The organism is Hymenobacter terricola, from assembly GCF_017921975.2.
Taxonomy (GTDB): Bacteria; Bacteroidota; Bacteroidia; order Cytophagales; family Hymenobacteraceae; genus Hymenobacter; species Hymenobacter terricola.
On the sequence record NZ_JAGEMO020000018.1, the window covers coordinates 170704 to 188200 of the forward strand.

General features: G+C 60.2%; 11 protein-coding genes, 1 tRNA gene and 1 pseudogene. 3 read left to right on the forward strand and 10 right to left on the reverse strand.

Features of this window, described 5'->3' with window-relative positions:
- Nucleotides 1-242: 242 nt before the first annotated feature.
- The 5 genes and pseudogenes from J4G38_RS28990 to J4G38_RS14910 all read right to left on the reverse strand — a co-directional run bounded on the left by J4G38_RS28990 (nt 243) and on the right by J4G38_RS14910 (nt 7092).
- Complete coding sequence (locus J4G38_RS28990; RefSeq protein WP_210518682.1) at nt 243-1160, reverse strand: T9SS type A sorting domain-containing protein; 918 nt, start codon at nt 1158-1160, stop codon at nt 243-245.
- Nucleotides 1161-1250: 90 nt separating this feature from the next.
- Nucleotides 1251-3887, reverse strand: coding sequence for a cyanophycin synthetase (gene cphA / locus J4G38_RS14895; protein WP_210518683.1), 2637 nt, complete (start codon nt 3885-3887; stop codon nt 1251-1253).
- Between the two features lie 338 nt (nt 3888-4225).
- Nucleotides 4226-4296, reverse strand: a tRNA-Cys gene (locus tag J4G38_RS14900).
- Nucleotides 4297-4843: 547 nt separating this feature from the next.
- Nucleotides 4844-6637 (reverse strand): annotated as a pseudogene (rpsA, locus tag J4G38_RS14905) (30S ribosomal protein S1); the annotation flags it as partial.
- 182 nt (nt 6638-6819) lie between these two features.
- Entirely contained in the window at nt 6820-7092 is a 273-nt protein-coding gene (locus tag J4G38_RS14910) for a hypothetical protein (RefSeq protein ID WP_210518684.1), read from the reverse strand.
- On the opposite strand from J4G38_RS14910, the gene J4G38_RS14915 reads away from it, so the two are divergent.
- Both J4G38_RS14915 and J4G38_RS14920 read left to right on the forward strand, forming a co-directional pair.
- Complete coding sequence (locus J4G38_RS14915) at nt 7085-7267, forward strand: alpha/beta fold hydrolase (RefSeq protein WP_210518686.1); 183 nt, start codon at nt 7085-7087, stop codon at nt 7265-7267. The two genes, J4G38_RS14910 and J4G38_RS14915, sit on opposite strands and share 8 nt — an antisense overlap.
- A 130-nt stretch (nt 7268-7397) precedes the next feature.
- Entirely contained in the window at nt 7398-8207 is an 810-nt protein-coding gene (locus J4G38_RS14920) for an FkbM family methyltransferase (protein WP_210518688.1), read from the forward strand.
- Nucleotides 8208-8284: 77 nt separating this feature from the next.
- Here J4G38_RS14920 and J4G38_RS14925 read toward each other — a convergent pair whose 3' ends face one another.
- From J4G38_RS14925 to tsaD, 5 genes are all read right to left on the reverse strand, one after another.
- On the reverse strand, nt 8285-9352 hold the full coding sequence (locus J4G38_RS14925) for a fatty acid desaturase family protein (protein WP_210518690.1): 1068 nt from the start codon (nt 9350-9352) through the stop codon (nt 8285-8287).
- 74 nt (nt 9353-9426) lie between these two features.
- A complete protein-coding gene (locus J4G38_RS14930; RefSeq protein WP_210518691.1) occupies nt 9427-9921 on the reverse strand; it encodes an HNH endonuclease in 495 nt (164 codons plus the stop codon).
- A 120-nt stretch (nt 9922-10041) separates the two neighbouring features.
- The gene (locus J4G38_RS14935; RefSeq protein ID WP_226163439.1) at nt 10042-10836 is read right to left on the reverse strand and encodes a C40 family peptidase; all 795 of its coding nucleotides are present in this window, start codon (nt 10834-10836) and stop codon (nt 10042-10044) included.
- 186 nt (nt 10837-11022) lie between these two features.
- Entirely contained in the window at nt 11023-11481 is a 459-nt protein-coding gene (smpB, locus tag J4G38_RS14940) for an SsrA-binding protein SmpB (RefSeq protein ID WP_210518693.1), read from the reverse strand.
- A gap of 86 nt (nt 11482-11567) precedes the next feature.
- On the reverse strand, nt 11568-12581 hold the full coding sequence (tsaD, locus tag J4G38_RS14945; protein ID WP_210518760.1) for a tRNA (adenosine(37)-N6)-threonylcarbamoyltransferase complex transferase subunit TsaD: 1014 nt from the start codon (nt 12579-12581) through the stop codon (nt 11568-11570).
- Between the two features lie 270 nt (nt 12582-12851).
- Between tsaD and J4G38_RS28995 the strand changes: the two genes are divergently transcribed.
- Nucleotides 12852-17459, forward strand: a complete 4608-nt coding sequence (locus tag J4G38_RS28995) for a translocation/assembly module TamB domain-containing protein (RefSeq protein ID WP_210518695.1) — start codon at nt 12852-12854, stop codon at nt 17457-17459.
- Nucleotides 17460-17497: the final 38 nt, after the last annotated feature.

The window sequence follows — 17497 nt, forward strand, 5'->3', positions numbered from 1 at the left end:
GGGGCCGGGTGCCGGCCTCGGCATCGTTCACCTTCCGCTGGGACACCCCCAGCAGGGCCCCACATCGGCCTGCGACAACCCGAACCGCCGCACAGCCTCCAGCAGGCCAGGCGGCATTGCTTTAATCCATCGTTGCCATATGTGTTGGCGCTATTGGGGCCACCGCTCGCCCGCAGCCCCGCCGCAAGTTTATGCCGGGCCAGGGGTTGGATTTTTACTTTTTTCCAAATCCAACCCCGCCCCTACTCCACCAGCAGGCGCTGGGCCGGGCCGGCGCCGCGCAGCAGGTAGAGGCCGGCGGGCAGGCCGAGCAGGTCGAGCGCGGCCTCGGGGCCGGCTGGGGCGGGGTAGTGGCACACGGCCCGGCCCAGGGCATCGGTCAGGGTCAGGGGCGCGGGGACGGTGCCGGCGGGCAGGCGCAGGGTGGCCGTATGGCGGGCGGGGTTAGGGTAGAGCGTTGCCGGAGCCAGGGCGCGCCCGGCGGCCTTAGCCGTGAGGGTGGCGTCGGTGAGGGCGGCGAGGAATCCAAGGTTTGTGTTGAGGTTCGGGTTGGTCAGGGTGATAGCGCTGAAGCCCGCCGTGTGGCTGGCAAAATACCCGGCCGCGTACACGCTGGTTCCGCTCACGGCCAGTGCGTTGGCTCCATCAAACCCCGTGCCGCTGGCCCGCTGTGCCCACGCGAAGCTGCCCATGCTGCCCGCATTAGTCAGTTTGGCCACGAATACGTCGGTACTGAACGCGGTGCTGGAATTGGTCAGGGTTAAGGTGGCGAGGCCAAAGCTCGCCGTAGAACTGTCGAAAGCACCAGCCACATATACGCCATTTTCACTCACAGCCAGCACGTTGACTGTGTCGCTGCCCGTGCCCCCTGCTCGCTGCGCCCACACGAACTGGTTGCTGGACGGGTTGAATTTCGCCACGAACACGTCACGGTATCCGATACTCGTTAGCGTGGTGCCGCCCAGCACCACCGTATTCTGGAAATTCCCTGCCAGGAACACATTGCCCGCCGCATCGACGGCCGTAGCCGTCACTATCGAGAAATTATTCGCAACTGCCGTGGCCACCGCCACGGCCCGCGCCGACTGCCAGGCCGGGGCCGGGGCCGCCGCCGGCAGGCGCAAGGCCAGCAGGAGAATAGCCAGCAGGGTGCGAGCCACCCCGGCAGGAAGTGGGAAGGAGGAAAAGTTGAAGATGGAAAGGAAGGAAATGGAGAGGAATAAAAGTTGCGGTAGGGCCAGCCCCGCACCCTACCCTACCTTGTTCGTGGTCTCGAACTCGTCCAGTTTGGCCAGGGTGGCGGAGATATTTTCCGTAAAAAGCGTAACCACGGCACCTTTGGGCGCGGTTTTCAGGATGTGGTCGATGGCATCGGGCTCGTGTTCGATGTAGGTAATTTTCAGGTCCGGCTTGTCGAGGCGCAGGCCACGCTCCATGATTTCACGCAGGTACCCGGCCGTTTTGCCGCGCAAGTCGGTGTCCTGGCGCAGAATCACTTCGTCGAAAATGCGGCCCGCAATGCGGGCGAAGCCCAGCGTGTCCTCGTCGCGGCGGTCGCCGAGGCCCGATACCACGCCGATTTTATGCGTGGCCGTCGTGGCCTCCATGAACTCGGCGAATTTGGTGATGCCCGCCGTGTTGTGGGCATAGTCCACGATGACTTCGAAGTCCGGAAACTTATACATGTTCATCCGGCCCGGCGTTTTCGTGCCCGAGGGCACAAACGTGCGGAAAGCCGTTTTGATGGTGTCCTTATCGAACCCAACCACGTAGCCGGCCAGGGCCGCGGCCAGACAGTTCTCGATGTTGAAGCCGGCCCGCCCGCCAAAGGTGATGGGAAACTCCACGGCCCGGTCGATGCGCACCTTGTAGGAGTTGCGGTAAATCGTGACGTAGCCTTCTTCGTACACGGCGGCCACGCCGCCGTCGGCCACATGCTCCAGGATGCGGGGGTTGTTTTCGTCCATGCTGAACAGGGCCACCTGGCAGTCCACGGTGCGGGCCATGGCGTACACGAGGTCGTCGTCGGCGTTGAGCACGGCCCAGCCGTTTTTGCGTACCGTACGGGGCAGCACGCCCTTCACGGCCGCCATTTCTTCCACGGTATGGATGTCGCGCAGGCCTAAGTGGTCAGCGGCCACGTTGGTCACCACCGCCACGTCGCAGTTATGGAAGCCCAGGCCGGAACGCAGCATGCCCCCGCGCGCCGTTTCCAGCACGGCGTAATTAATGGTGGGGTCCTTCAGCACAAACTCGGCGCTTTGGCTACCGGTGCAGTCGCCTTTTTGCAACTGCACGCCCTGAATATAAATGCCATCGGTGGTCGTAAACCCTACTTTGTAGCCGATGCTGGCCACCAGGTGCGCGATAAGGCGGGTGGTAGTGGTTTTGCCGTTGGTGCCGGTCACGGCAATAATCGGCACGCGGGCCGTGCTACCGGGCGGAAACAGCATATCGACCACCGGCGCGGCCACGTTGCGGGCGAGTCCCTCGGTGGGCGCAATGTGCATCCGGAAGCCCGGTGCGGCGTTCACCTCAATCACGGCGCCACGGCTCTCGTTGAGCGGTACGGCAATGTCCGTGGCCATCAAGTCAATACCGCAGATATCGAGGCCCACGATGCCGGCCACCCGTTCGGCCAGCAGCACGTTGTAGGGATGCATCTGGTCGGTCACATCGGTGGCGGTGCCGCCGGTGCTGATGTTGGCCGTGCTTTTCAGGTACAGAATTTCACCGGCCGGCAGCACCGATTTCAAACTCAGGTCACGGCCTTTGAGAATATCCAGCGTAGGCTTGTCGGCCTTGATGCTGGTCAGCACCTTCTCGTGGCCAATGCCCCGGCGCGGGTCCTCGTTCACTTTGGCAATCAGTTGCTGAATCGTGCTTTTGCCATCGCCGGTCACGGCAGCGGGCGTGCGCCTGGCGGCAGCAATGAGTTTGCCGTTCACCACCAGCAGCCGAAAATCGAACCCCTCAATGAACTGCTCCACAATTACGGCCCGCGAGTACACCTGCGCGGCCACCAGGCCCTCGGCGGCATCCTTCCAGTTCATGATGCGGATGGTGGCGCCCTTGCCATGGTTGCCATCGAGCGGCTTGGTCACGATGGGGAAGCCCAACTCCTCAATGGCATCGCGCAGGCCCGCTTCCGAATACACGGTGGTGCCACGCGGCACGGGCACGCCCGCATCGTTGAGCATGGCCTTGGTGCGGTTCTTGTTGCCGGCCACCTCCACGCCCGCGTGCGAGGTCAGGTTGGTGGTAGTAGCCCAGATGCGGCGCTGGTTCACGCCGTAGCCCAGCTGAATAATGGAAGTATTCTTTAGTTGGATGTAGGGAATGTTGCGCGAAGCGGCTTCGGCCACGATGCTGTAGGTACTCGGGCCAATAAACTCATCTTCCCGGATTTCGTGCAGTTCGGTAATGAGTAACTTCAAATCCACCTTTTCTTTCTTGCAGAGGGCTTCCACAATGTCAACGGCCGCCTCAGCCGCGCGACGGCCGGCGCGCTCCTCCTGGTAAGCAAACACCACGTATTCCAACCCTTCTTCGTGCGCCGGGTAGCTCTTACCCCAATACACCGACATGCCGGACTGCCGCTGCAGTTCCAGCGCTACGTGTTGAATAACGTGGCCCAGCGGCTCGCCATCGTTGAGGGCCTCCAGGGTCAGGGGCTGGTGCTTGGCGGCCTTCTTGCCGCTCATGCCGCCCGGCTGCACCTGGCCAATGTTGGGAAAAAGCTTCATCAACCGGCCGGGAAACCCTGAGATGGAATTAGACCATTTCCCGGCAAATTCCTGCAAATCAACTTTGGCTACGATGAGTTTATGGTGTTTAACAGACCAATAGCTCGGCCCGCGCATCGTGCGGAGGTCAACAATTTTCATAAGATGGCGGAGTGGTAAGGAAGACGGGTTTGACGACAAGCGGGGCACTGCCCAGCTTGGCTACGAAATGTAGGCATAATGCCGCCCAAAACCCGCAAAGCGCGCCACTTGCCCCGAAAAAAGCCTCCCAGGTTGACTGCTTATTTCCTGATTCCACGAAAATACTTGATGTCCCAGAGCTTGCTCAGGGTCCTGATAACAGCGCTATTAGCCGCGACTCGCCGCCGCCCGTCCCAACACTCGCCGCTGCCGAACGTTTTTTCCGGTCGTATTTGGGCTATAAGCAGCAATCCCCGAAATAAGCACGGGGCTTGTTTCGGGGATTGCGAACTTGAAAGAGGTGACGGGCGGATTCGAACCGCCGTAGGAGGTTTTGCAGACCTCTACCTAGCCACTCGGTCACGTCACCAGTAATGGGCTTTTGGGAGCGCAAAGGTAAGCAGCCCGTTTTGGCTGGGCAAGGTGCCCGCACAAAAAAAGCCCCGACGCGTGCGTCGGGGCTTTTTTTCAAACGATGCTAAGCGTTAGGCTTTGGCTTCGTCGTCCTTCTTGTCGGCAGCTTCGTCGCTACCGGCTACCAGGCCTTTGGCCTTTTCAACCAGGTCACCAGCTACTTCCGAAGCTTTGGTGAAAGCTTCCGAATGCGTTACAGCATCCACAGCGTCCGAGGCAGCGTGCTTCACTTTGTCGAAGGTTTCGCTGTGCGAAACGGCTTCGGCAGCGTCAGCGGCCACTTCTTTCACCTTGTCGAAGGCAGCAGCAGCAGCACCGGTGATGCCGGCCAACAGGCCACCCTCTTCGGCTGCCGGAGCAGCTTCAGCGGCGGGAGCCTCAGCCTTAGGAGCCTCAGCTGCCGGAGCAGCTTTCGGGGCTTCAGCAGCAGCAGGCGCTTCAGCAGCGGGCTTGGCAGCCGCAGCTTTCAGCTTTTGCTCGCCAGCCTTGCGCTCATTGCCCATCATCTGGTCGCGCAGGGCGCTCAGCGCGTCGAGGTCGCCGAGGGTCGACTTCTCTTCCGTCTTCTTCAGGTCGCTGATTTTGCCTTCACCCTGGGGCTCGCCCGCTTTGGTGTTGGTTTTCTTCTTGAACTTGGAGTTGCGGTTGTCGTCTTCAGCGGCGGCTTCCTTGTTGTAAACAGCCGTGTGCGAGAGCACGATGCGACGGTCATCCTTCGAGAATTCCGTTACGCGGAAGTCCAGCGCTTCGCCGTTTTCAGCGGTCGTGCCGTCCTCTTTCACCAGCGATTTGGGGTAAGCGAAGCCCTCGATGCCATAAGGCAATTCGAGAACCGCGCCACGCTCCGACTTCTCGGTGATGGTAGCACGGTGCACCGAGCCGGGGGTGAACACCGACTGGAACGTATCCCAGGGGTTTTCTTCCAGCTGCTTGTGGCCAAGGGCCAGGCGACGGGCGCCGAGGTCCAGTTCCAACACGACTACGTCCAGTTTGTCGCCCACCTTCACCATTTCCGATGGGTGCTTGATTTTCTTGGTCCACGACAGGTCGGAAACGTGTACGAGGCCGTCCACGCCCTCTTCCAGCTCAACGAACAGGCCGAAGTTGGTCAGGTTGCGCACGAGGCCGCTGTGCTTGGTGCCCACGGCGTACTTGTCGCCGAAGTCGCCACGCGTCCAGGGGTCTTCGGTCAATTGCTTGATGCCGAGGCTCATCTTGCGGTCTTCGCGGTCGAGCGTCAGAATCTGCGCTTCTACCGTGTCGCCCTGCTTGATGAAGTCCTGCGGGTTGCGCAGGTGCTGGCTCCAGCTCATTTCCGAAACGTGGATGAGGCCTTCCACACCGGGCACCACTTCCATGAAAGCGCCGTAGTCGGCCACGTTCACGATGCGGCCCGATACTTTCGAACCCGGCTGCAGGTCGGCCGGCAGCGAATCCCACGGGTGGGGAGTCAGCTGCTTCAGACCGAGGCTGATACGCTTCTTGGCTTCGTCGAAGTCCAGAACCACGATGTTCAGTTTCTGGTCCAGGGTTAGCACTTCGCTCGGGTGAGCGATGCGGCCCCACGAGATGTCCGTGATGTGCAGCAGACCGTCGACACCGCCGAGGTCGATGAACACGCCGAAGTTGGTCATGTTCTTGATGTTGCCTTCCAGAATCTGGCCTTTCTCCAGGTTGTTCAGGATGGCCTCACGCTGCTTCTCGAGGTCTTTCTCGATGAGTACTTTGTGCGAAACCACGACGTTGTCAAAAGCGGAGTTGATTTTCACCACTTTCACTTCCATGCGACGGCCCACATAAATGTCGAAGTCGCGGATAGGTTTCACGTCGATTTGCGAGCCGGGCAGGAAGGCTTCCACGCCGTCGAGTTCCATGATGAGGCCGCCTTTGGTGCGACGCTTCACCACGCCTTCGAGGATGGTATCCAGCTCGAGGGCATCGTAAATAGCCTTCCAGGCCTGCTTGATTTTAGCTTTCTTGCGGCTCAGGATGAGCTGGCCGTTGATGTCTTCCTGGTCTTCGATGAACACCTCCACCTCGTCACCGATTTTCAAATCGGGCAGGTCGCGGAATTCAGTAATCGACACCAGACCATCGGATTTGAAGCCGATGTTCAAAATAACGTCGCGGTCGGTGATGCCAACCACGGTGCCCTTCACAACTTCTTCTTCCTGTACGGTCGTCAGCGTGTCGCCGTACATTTTCTCCATCTCGGCGCGCTGGTCCGAAGAGTAGTTTCCACCAAACCCGGTGGCTCCGACATTATCCCAGTCGAAATCGTCAATCAATTCTGCCATAATAGCTTGTGGGTACCTCTTAGGTAAACGAGAAGGCCGGTGCCCGGGCCAATCCGCGGTTCTTGTTGAACACCTTGCCGTTAGTGAGCAAGGCCCGCCACCCTGGCGGGGGCGCAAAGGTACGGGTTTTTGTACTCAAGTAATTGCTTTTTTGCACAAATGGCCTTTAACATCATAGCGCCTCAGTGCGGCGACATTATGCCGATGAATTCATTAACGAAAAGGACAGCTTCTTTCATTAAAATCCCTTGAATGTGTTTATCAATATCTTTCTCTTGCACAGGCACTTCCACAGTTGCAAAAGTTCGTGCATCGTCTTTACTCACCTTCACCCTGGATTCAAAATACTCAACCGCAAAGGCATCGTTGGCTTCGCCCCAAGCCACCATTGAGTGCACCAAGGCATTTTCCAGCACCGATTTACGGACTGATTTGCAGAAAGCGACAGTGCCCACGCTGGTAATTCACGGCGATGAAGACCAAAACGCGCCCATTGCCAACAGCGGTGCCCGCACGGCCAAGTCGATTCCCGGCGCGCAATATCAAGTGTACGAAGGCGAGCCTAACGGTTTATTCTTCACCGCAAAAGATAAGTTGAGCCGCGACTTACTGGCTTTCATCGGCAAGTAAGCAGCACTGGATAAAAGTCCCGAGCGGCCCGACAAAAAGCACTGCTTTTCGCCGGGCCGCTCTTTTTAATGCGACATCAGAATTAGCTTTGGCCGCCCCCTCCTACCCGTCCAAAGTTCAAACCTGCTGCATGAGCATTGCTTCTTCCCTGGCCAAATTGTCTTTCTGCTGGCGGCTGGCCCGTACCCCCGCCACGTTTCTGCGGTTGGCGCTGCATAGCAGAGCGGCCGCCCGGGGAGGCAAGGCGCCTACCGCAACCCAAAAAACCGAGCAGGTAGCGTACCCGTTGAACCTAGCCAACGCGCCCAATGCCACGGTGTTGCGCACGTATGCCGGTGACCTCAGCATCCTCTACGAAATTTTTTGGCAGCGGGCCTACGACTTGCCCCAGCTGCAAAACGGCACGTTCCGCACGGTGGTGGACGTGGGGGCCAACGTGGGCCTGGCCGCGCTGTACTTTCTGGAGCGATTTCCGGTTTCCCGGTTGATTTGCGTAGAGCCGGAACCGGCCAACTTCCGGCTCCTGCAAACCAACCTGCGCGGCACCTCTGCCGTGGCGCTGCAAGCGGCGTTAGCAGCCACCGATGGCACGGTAAGAATTGATTCCAGCCCGCAGGCCTACAATGCCAAAATCAGCGCCGAAACCGGGACCACGGAAGTGGCGGCCATTTCCATGCCCACGCTACTGCAATCGCAGAGACTTTTCTGGGTCGATTTATTGAAAATAGACATCGAAGACTACGAGCAGCAGGTGTTTACCGGGCCCAGCGATTGGCTGGCGCAAGTAGGAGTTTTGCTTATCGAAATTCACTCAACGGCCAGTCAGCTGGCAGTGCGGGAGGCCGTGCAGGCGCAGGGGTTCAGTTGGGAGCAGGCGGCCGGACGGCACCCCGAAACGGGGCTCTTCGTCGCCCGCAATCCCCGGCCGGCAAGTCAGTAAGGCCCAAAGCAAAAGACCTCACCCTGACCGAATTGGCTGGGTGAGGTCTTTCATTTTAAAGAGAAAATATCTGGTTGCTAGGCAGCGCGGCCCATCTGGCGCAGGAATCCGACGTGGGAGGCGATGGCCGAGCGGGTGCGGGCGTAGTTGTTGTACGTCACATCAAACTCAACGCACACTTGCTGCACAATTTTGCTGATGGCGGGATAGTGGACGTGCGAGATTTTTGGAAATAAGTGGTGCTCAATCTGGAAGTTGAGGCCGCCTACCAGCCAGCTTACCACTTTGTTGTCGGTGGCGAAATTGGCAGTGGTGCGCACCTGGTGAATGGCCCACTCGTCTTCGAGCTTGCCGGTGGTGGCGTGGGGCACGGGAAAGGCAGCATCCTCAACAGTGTGGGCCAGTTGGAACACCATGCTCAGCACCAGGCCGGCCACGGCCGTACTCAGGAAGAAACCCACCAACCACGGCAGGAAGCCAACCATGTAGATGGGCAGCACCACGTAGAGCACCAGGTTCAGGGCCTTAAAACCCCAGAAGCTAACGTGCTCGCCGGTGTTCATCGGCTTGAGGCCGATGGCGCCAATTTGGCGGCTGAAGTACTTCTGGTAGTCCATGGCAAAAATCCAAGACGAGTAGAGCATGCAATACAACAGCCAGAAGTAGAAGTGCTGGAAGCGGTGCAGCGGGTGCTTGGGCTGGTCGGGGGTCATGCGCATCCAGGGCTGGATGTTGATGTCGTCGTCGTGGCCCTCGATGTTGGTGTAAGTGTGGTGGATGAGGTTGTGCTTGGAGTTCCACATGTAGGGACTGCCACCCATCACGCCCAGCGTGTAGGCCGCCACGCGGTTCACCCAGCCAAAGCGCGAAAAGCTGCCGTGGGCCCCGTCATGCATTACATTGAAGCCCACCGAGGCAATGGCACAGCCCAGCAACGCGCATTCGAGCAGCGCCCAGCCGGTGGCAGGCGTGAAGAACACCAGGTGCACGTAGAGGCCCACCATCACGGTTACGAGTAGCACCGCCTTGAACAGTAAGCTGAAATTTCCCGTCATCGGCCGACCGGATTCCTCAAAGTATTGATTTATCCGGGTTTTTAGCTCGGAGTGAAACGAGCGAGTAGCAGCGAACTTGGGGAGGGCCATGGGCGGAGTTTGGAAAATGGAGTTTGGAAAATGAAGGACAAATGTACTTCTTCTCCAACCCCCTACCGCTGAACTTAGTTTAAATATGCGTGCCAGTTCTGGTCAATCGCGCCCGCTGAGAGCTTCAGGAAGCCGGCCAACGTGGGCTTTTTGGGATGCTGCCGAATGGTGAGACCGGCCTCATTGGGGGTGTGGTGGCCCTTTGCGTGGTTGCAGCGGGCGCAAGCAGTGAGCAAATTCGTCCACGAAGATTCTCCGCCGCGCGAGCGCGGCACGACGTGGTCGAGGGTTAAATTTTTGGTCGACCCACAGTACTGGCACTCGAAATGGTCGCGCTTGAAAATGTTGTGGCGGCTTAGGGCAATGCCTTTGTAGGGCACGCGCACGTACCGCTGCAAGCGGATGATGCTTGGCTTGGGGTAGGCATGCGAAATGGTGCGGAGAGTGCCGTGTTCTGACTTGGCTACCATTTCCGCTTTGTCGAGAAATAAAAGCACAAACGCTTTTTGCACGCTGCACAGGGTGATGGCGGTATAGTCGCCATTCAGCACTAACACTTTTTGGTCCATACACACTTGGGGGCTCGGATAACCCGCCGAAAGCTAGCGGTTTCCGAGCGTATAAACAAGCGGCACGAGGTTAAGTTCAGCGAGCGTGACGTTCCTTTTTCCACCATTGTGGCCTCCCTTCTACTCCGGCAGCAGGCGCTTCAGCAGGCGCAGTTTGTGGCTGTAGCGTTGCCGGTCGCGGTTGAAGATGCCGTTGTGGTCGAGCGGGTCGAGGCGAACTTCGCCGTGGGCGTGGAGGATTTGGCCTTCGTCCATCACCATGCCCACGTGCACGATGCGGCCCTCGGCATTGTCGAAAAAGGCGAGGTCGCCGGGCCGGGCCTGGGCCACGAAGTGCACCGGCCGGCCGTGGTCAATCTGCTGGCGGGCATCGCGCGGGAGCTGGATACCGACCAAGCCATAGAGCTGCTGGCACAGGCCGGAGCAGTCGAGGCCGAAAATGCTTTTGCCGCCCCACACATAGGGCGCTTTCAGGTACATGAGGGCCGTTTTGCGCAGCAGGGCGGCCTGGCGGGCAGCATCGGGCGCGGCAACGGGGTTGGTGGCGGTGCCGTTGAAAAAGTAGTTGCGCTCCCCAATGCGCACATTCATGCCATCGAAAAACGGCAGGCGGCAGCCGAGGGTGAGCGGGATTTTGGTGGTGGCGTCGCTCACGGCCTGCACCACATCGAGGGCGCGGGGATGGTCCTGAGCGCACCAGGCGGCGTAGTATTCGGGCGAGACGGGCGTGTACTGTTTGGCGTCAATCCAGCCCACGTAGTCGTCGGCGGCGAGCTGCACCTGCAACCAGCTGTTGTCCTGCGTGACCAGAATCTGATAGCACTCGCCAAACAGGAGCTGGGTAACCAGTTCGGCCCGGTCGTTGGGCTCGGCGCGGACGGGGACGGCGCTCAGGGCGCAGATGCCGGGATTCAAAATAATGTGGAAAGGTGGGTGATGTGGAAATGTGAGAATGCAGATTAACTCATGCTTCCAACAGACCACAAAGATGCTACGGTTGCCCCGAATGAAGCTTTACTAAAATCACATTTCCCACACTCCTCACGCTGCCCACATTCCCTGCATTTCCCACATTCTCACATTCCCCATATTTCCACATCATCACATTCGCTCCATATCGCGCTTCTGGGCTTTCTCCTTGAGGTCGTTGCGTTTGTCGTAGAGCTTTTTGCCCTGGGCAAGGGCGATTTCGATTTTGGCGAAGCCCCGGTCCGTCACGAACAGGCGCAGGGGAATGATGGTGAGGCCCTGGTCCACGCTTTTGCCGGCCAGCTGCTTCAGCTCGCGCTTGTTGAGCAGGAGCTTGCGCTCGCGCATGGCGTCGTGGTTGTTGTAAGTACCTAAGGAATAGGGCGCGATACGGATAGAATGAATCCAGAGACTGCCATCGGTATGGAAAAGGCAGTAGCCGTCGGTGAGGTTGACGTTGCCTTCGCGGACGCTTTTTATTTCGGTGCCTTGCAGCATCACGCCCGCGTCGTACTTGGCCAGGAACGTGTATTCGTGGCTGGCGCGGCGGTTTTTGATGTTGATAATGATGGGTTTATCGTCTTTGGCCATTGGGCTAGTTGTCAGGTGCTCGTTGTCAGTTGTCGGGCCAACGGCGGCGGATGGGGCGGCAAAGGTAGAACGGTGGTGCTGGGTAGCTACGTCAGCTTCAGGCGCGGGTTGGGGCTGCTGAGCTGGGTGGCAAAGTCGCCGGCTTCGAATTGAAAATGGGCCGTCATGGCCACCATGGCGGCATTATCGGTGCAAAAGGCGAAATCGGGGATAAATACCTGCCAGCCTTGCGCCACGGCTTCGGCTTCCAATGCCGTGCGCAGGCCGGAGTTGGCCGCCACGCCGCCGGCCAGGGCAACCTGGGTGAGGCCGGTATCGGCGGCGGCGCGGCGGAGCTGGCGGAGCAGCGTGGCCACAATGGTGTGCTGAATGCTGGCGCAAAGGTCGGCCAGGTTTTCGGCTACGAAATCGGGATTGGCGGCGGTTTCTTTTTTCAGGAAGTAGAGCACCGAGGTTTTCAAGCCACTGAAGGAGAAGTCATAGCCGGGCATGGCGCCTACCGGGAAGGCAAAGCGCTGCGCATTGCCCTGGCGGGCCAGCTTGTCGAGGTGCGGGCCGCCGGGGTACGGCAGGCCGAGGAGCTTGGCGGTTTTGTCGAAGGCTTCGCCGGCGGCGTCGTCGATGGTTTGGCCGATGACTTCCATATCGAGGGCCGATTTCACGACCACCAGCTGCGTGTGGCCGCCGCTCACGGTGAGGCACAGAAAGGGAAAGTCGGGCTTGGGGTCGCGCAGGAAATGGGCCAGGATGTGGGCCCGCATGTGGTTCACGGCCAGCAGCGGCTTGTCGAGGGCCAGGGCCAGGGTTTTGGCAAACATGCCGCCTACCAATAAGGAGCCGAGCAGGCCCGGCCCCTGCGTGACCGCCACGGCGTCGAGGTCGGCTTTGGTGATGCCGGCTTCCTGCAGGGCGGCCGTGACGACGGGCAGCAAGTGCTGCTGATGGGCGCGCGAGGCCAGCTCGGGCACCACGCCGCCGTATTGCTCGTGTACTTTTTGGGTGGCCACGACGTTGCTTAACAGCTGGCCGCCAGCCAGGACAGCCGCGCCGGTGTCGTCGCAGGAAGACTCGATGGCGAGAATAATGGGGTGAGCGAGCATAAAAACAAATTCTCTGGAATGGGCCGGGGCCACGGGCAGCGAAGTGGAGCTGTACATGGAGGAAACCGCCGACGCTGGGCAGACTAAGCGGCGGCAGTCCGGCGTCAGCGGCCCGCAAAGTTCGGCCGAAGGAGTTGAACCCCAGCCCAACCGTGACCGTTCCATTGGCCTGATAGTTGACTTGCGCTGTCCTGCGCTTGCCTGCTACGGCTAAAAAACCGCAACTTTGCGGATTGACCCGCGTTTTTCGCTCTCAACCTTCTTGCTCCGGTGCGTCGTTTCTTCTCCATTTTGCTAAAAGTGCTGCTGGGCCTCGGGCTGGTGCTGGTGCTGGTGGTGGTGGGGGCGCTGGGGGCGCTGCGGGTGCCCAGCGTGCAAACGCGCCTGGCCCACGAGGCGGCCGATGTGCTCACGCAAAAACTTGGGCAGCAGGTCACTATCGGGCGGGTGGACGTGCGGCCGTTTTCGCGGGTGCTGCTTGATGGGGTGCGGGTGCAGGACCGGCGCGGCGGCGAGCTGTTCAGCATTGGGCGGGCCGATGCCGACATTTCGCTGTTTTCGGTGTTTGACCCGCGGCACCTGCACATTGCCACCCTCACGCTGAATGAGCCGCGCTTCGAGCTAAAAAACCTGCCCGGCCAGCCCGATTCGACCACGTTCAGCCAGTTTATGCGGGCCATAAAGCGGCTGATGGGGCCTTCGGACACCACCAAATCGGCTCCGTTCGATTTCAAAATCGCCGACATTGCCCTCCGCAACGGCCACTTCGCCATTGAGAAGGCCGACAAGCCGCACGCCAAAACCTACGGACAAAGCATTGACTACGACCACCTTTTAGTCGACAGCATTTACGCCGACATCTCCAAAGTGCACTTGGGCGACACGCTGGGCCTGCGCATCAGCCACCTGCACGCCGTGGAAACGCCTTCGCAGACGCAGCTGCGCGAAATCACGGCCGACATGAAGTACGGGCCGCACTTCTGGGAGTTTAAGGATTTGAGCCTGCGCGTGGGCCGCAGCCAAATCAAAGATTACGTGCGGTTTGAGTTCCGGGTGTTCGGCAATTTCTCGGACTACAACGACTCGATGAAGACCATTGCGCACCTGCGCAACTCGAAGGTGTATTCGGACGACATCGCCAAATTCGCCCCGCAGCTGGCCACCATGCACGAATCGGTGGCCATTTCGGGTGATGCATCGGGTTATGTACGTGATTTTAAGGTAAATAACCTGGACGTGCGCTACGGGCAGGGCACGCACATCGTGGCCAAACGGGCCCACGCCGACAACCTGCCCAACTACAAGGAAAGCTTCATCGACCTGCGCCTGCTGCCTTCGGTGGTGATGACCAGCGACTTGAAGAAGTGGCTGCCGGCCTCGGCCAACAAAATTGTGCAGCGCCTGGGCACCGTGAAATTGCAAGGCCAGATGCTGGGTTTTTATAATGACTTCGTGGCCAATGCCTCGTTCGACACCGCGCTCGGCTTTGTGGCGACGGACGTCAACCTCAAGACCAAAACCGACCTCACGCACGCCACCTATGAGGGCACGGTGCGCTCGAATGCCTTTCAGCTGGGCAAGTTTCTGGGCGATGAATCGGTGATTCGGGACGTGACGATGAACGGCCACGTGGCCGGCGTGGGGTTCCTGCCGCCGTTTGCGCGCGGAAAGGCTACCGCTACGGTGCCGAGCATCTGGCTGAATGGCTACCGCTACCACAACATCGCGCTCAATGGCGACTTTCACCAGCAGGCGTTTAGCGGCCACCTCAGCGTGAACGACCCGGCCGTGCGCCTCGTGGCCGATGGCCATGTAGACCTGGACCGGGAGCACCAGGACGTTGACATTCAAACCAAAATTGAAAAGGCCGACCTGCGCGCCCTGGGCCTGATGAGCCAGCCGCTGACCGTGGCCACCACGGCCGACGTGAAATTTAAAGGCGTACAGCTCGACTCGCTCATTGGCCATGCCTCCCTGCGGCACTCCCGCTTCACGCTGGCCGGCCGCAAGCTGGCCCTCGACACGCTGGACGTGGTGAGCACGCGCAACAGCCGCAACCAGCGCCGCGTCACGCTGCGCTCGGAGGCCGTGAATGCCAGCCTGGCCGGCGCTTTCAATACCTCCGATGTGGTGCGTGACGTGCAGACGCTCATCACCGAGTACCGGCTCAACTTTGAAAGCAACGCCACGGCCACGGCCAACTATTACCGGCGCAAGCAACAACGGACGCTGCCGGTCTATCAGGTTGATTTGCTGTTGAATTTGAAAAAGCCGAACCCGTTGCTGAAGCTTTTTATGCCCGACCTGGAGGTGGCGAATAACAGCCGCATCGACGGGTCTTTCCGCAACGGCGCCACCTCGATTCTCCAGCTGGGCGGGCACTTGGACAGCCTGCGCTACGGCCCGGTGCAAACGGTGAACGACGATTTTGACTTCCTCACCTCGAAGCTGCCGTACAAGGCCGACATCCTGGCCCAGGCCAGCGTGACGAGCGACCGGCAAGTGCTGCCCACGCTGGGCCGCACCGAAAAGTTTATTCTGGAAGGCGTGTGGGACCAGCAGCGCATCAACTTCTCGACCTCGCTGGCCCAAACGGGCACCACCAATAAGGCCACCATCAACGGTTCGCTGGGCTTTTTGCCACGCGCGGTGGAGGTGGTGTTTCGTCAGTCGGGCCTGCACCTGCTGGACAAGGACTGGACCATCGCGGCCGATAACTCGGTGACAATTTCGGATTATGGGCGCGAGTTTGATATTAAAAACCTGGCCGTTAGCAACGGCGTGCAGTTCGTGGGCGCGCAGGGCTTCATCTCACCCAATGCCGGCAAGCCACCCCTGCAATTACAAGTAAAGGACTTCCAACTGGCCACGCTAAACACCCTGACCGGGCAACGGCTGGCCGGCCGCGTGAACGCCCAGGGCACCGTGAGCGGCGTGTACGGCCCGCTCACCATCAACAGCACGCTGGGCGTGGATTCGTTGAGCTACGACGGCACCCTCATTGGGCAAGTGGCAGGGCGCGGCGACTGGGACAACGCCGCCAGCAAGCTGCGTGTGAACCTGGACGTGGCCCGCGACCACCAATCGGTGCTGACGGTGCTGGGCGACATCGCCCCGAAGGACCCGACCAACCAATTCAACCTCACGGGCACACTCAACGACGCGCCCATTGTGCTGGCCCAGCCGTTTTTGGGCTCCTTGTTCAAGAACCTGGGCGGCACCGGCCGGGGCGAGCTGCGGCTCACGGGCTTGTTTGGGGCACCCAATCTTATTGGCGCGGTGGACGTGAGCAACGGCCGGCTCACCTTCGGCTATCTGGGCACCACTTACACCTTTGCCGACCGTATCAGCTTCACCAATACCAGCATTGCGTTTCATAATATCAAGCTGCGTGATGTGCTGGGCAACACCGGCACCGTGGACGGCATCGTGCGCCACCACGGCTTCAAAGACATGAGCCTGGAGATTGCGGCCAGCTTCCGCAAAATGCAGGTGCTCAACACCATACGCAAAGACAACGACCTTTATTTCGGCACGGCCTACGCCACCGGCACGGCCCGCGTGACCGGCCCAACCGATGACCTGAACATCACGGTGCGGGCCAGCAGCGAGGCGGGCACTCGCCTGTCGCTGCCGCTCGACAACGCCGCGCACGCCCAGAAAGCCGGCTATATCAAGTTCGTGAACAACAACCCGGTGGGCGACACCGTCATCACGAAAAAGGCCGTGGCCATCGCGGCGCAGGACAAAGTTGACCTCTCCGGCATCACGCTTAACATGAACCTGACCGTGACGCCGGATGCCTACCTGGAAATCCTGCTCGACGAAAGCACCGGCGATGTCATTCGCGGCTCGGCGGCCGGGCAGCTGCGCATGGCCATCGACACGCGGGGCGAATTCAATATGTTTGGGCAAGTGGAAATCGTGCGCGGGGCGTATAACTTCACCCTGCAAGGCCTGGTGAACAAGGAATTTGTGGTACGGCCCGGCGGCATCATTTCCTGGAACGGCGACCCGCTGGCCGGCGAAATGAACGTGACGGCCACCTACACCCAGCGCACCTCGCTGGCGCCGGTGCTGGGCACGGGCTCGACCGGGGCGGCGGCCGTGGTGCCCGTCACGGCCGTGATGACTTTGACCGGGCCGCTGCTGCTGCCCGCCATCCGGCTGGGGCTGGAATTCAACGACGCGCCGGGCACGCTGCAGGGCGATTTGGCGGCGTTTACGGCTTCACTGCGCAACGACGAGCAGGAGCTGAACCGCCAGGTATTCAGCCTGCTGGTGTTTAAGCAGCTGTCGCCGCCGGGCTCTTTTGGCAACACCATTTCGCTGCGCGGCCAGGACAATACGGTGCAAAACAGCCTGGGCCAGATTCTGAGCACGCAGCTGGGCCTGCTCACTTCGCAAATCGACCAGAACCTGGAAATCGATTTCAACATCAACGGCCTCACGGCCGAGCAGTTGCAGGCCCTACAGGTGCGTCTGAGCTACTCTTTCCTGAACGGCCGCCTGCGCGTGACGCGGGAAGGCGGTTTCACCAGCAATGCCAACCTGGTGAACGCCCCCGGGGGCTCGCTGCCCGTGGGCACGGGCAACACCGCCGGCCAGGCCTCGCTGCTCGGCGACCTGAGCCTGGAATACTACCTGCGGCCCGACGGCAAGTTCCGCACCAAGCTGCGCTACGAAACCACCCCGCGCGACCTGGAAACCATCAACCAGCCCCGGGCCGGCCTTTCGCTGCTGCACACCGAGCAGTTCAACTCGTTCGGCGAGCTGTTCAGCCGCAAAAACCCCGGCAAGAAGGAGCGCAACACCCAAAAAGCCCGCCAGGGCAAGGAAGTGCTGACCGTGGACGAAGACCCGCGCTCGAATCTGTAAGTGTGGGTAGGTGGTGTCAATAGGAACATCAGGCTGAG

Excerpts from the sequence above, each read along its gene's own strand:
- cphA (WP_210518683.1), bottom strand. The coding sequence starts at position 3,887 with ATGAAAATTGTTGACCTCCGCACGATGCGCGGGCCGAGCTATTGGTCT.
- J4G38_RS14920 (WP_210518688.1), top strand. The coding sequence starts at position 7,398 with ATGAGCATTGCTTCTTCCCTGGCCAAATTGTCTTTCTGCTGGCGGCTG.
- J4G38_RS14925 (WP_210518690.1), bottom strand. The coding sequence starts at position 9,352 with ATGGCCCTCCCCAAGTTCGCTGCTACTCGCTCGTTTCACTCCGAGCTA.
- J4G38_RS14930 (WP_210518691.1), bottom strand. The coding sequence starts at position 9,921 with ATGGACCAAAAAGTGTTAGTGCTGAATGGCGACTATACCGCCATCACC.
- smpB (WP_210518693.1), bottom strand. The coding sequence starts at position 11,481 with ATGGCCAAAGACGATAAACCCATCATTATCAACATCAAAAACCGCCGC.
- tsaD (WP_210518760.1), bottom strand. The coding sequence starts at position 12,581 with ATGCTCGCTCACCCCATTATTCTCGCCATCGAGTCTTCCTGCGACGAC.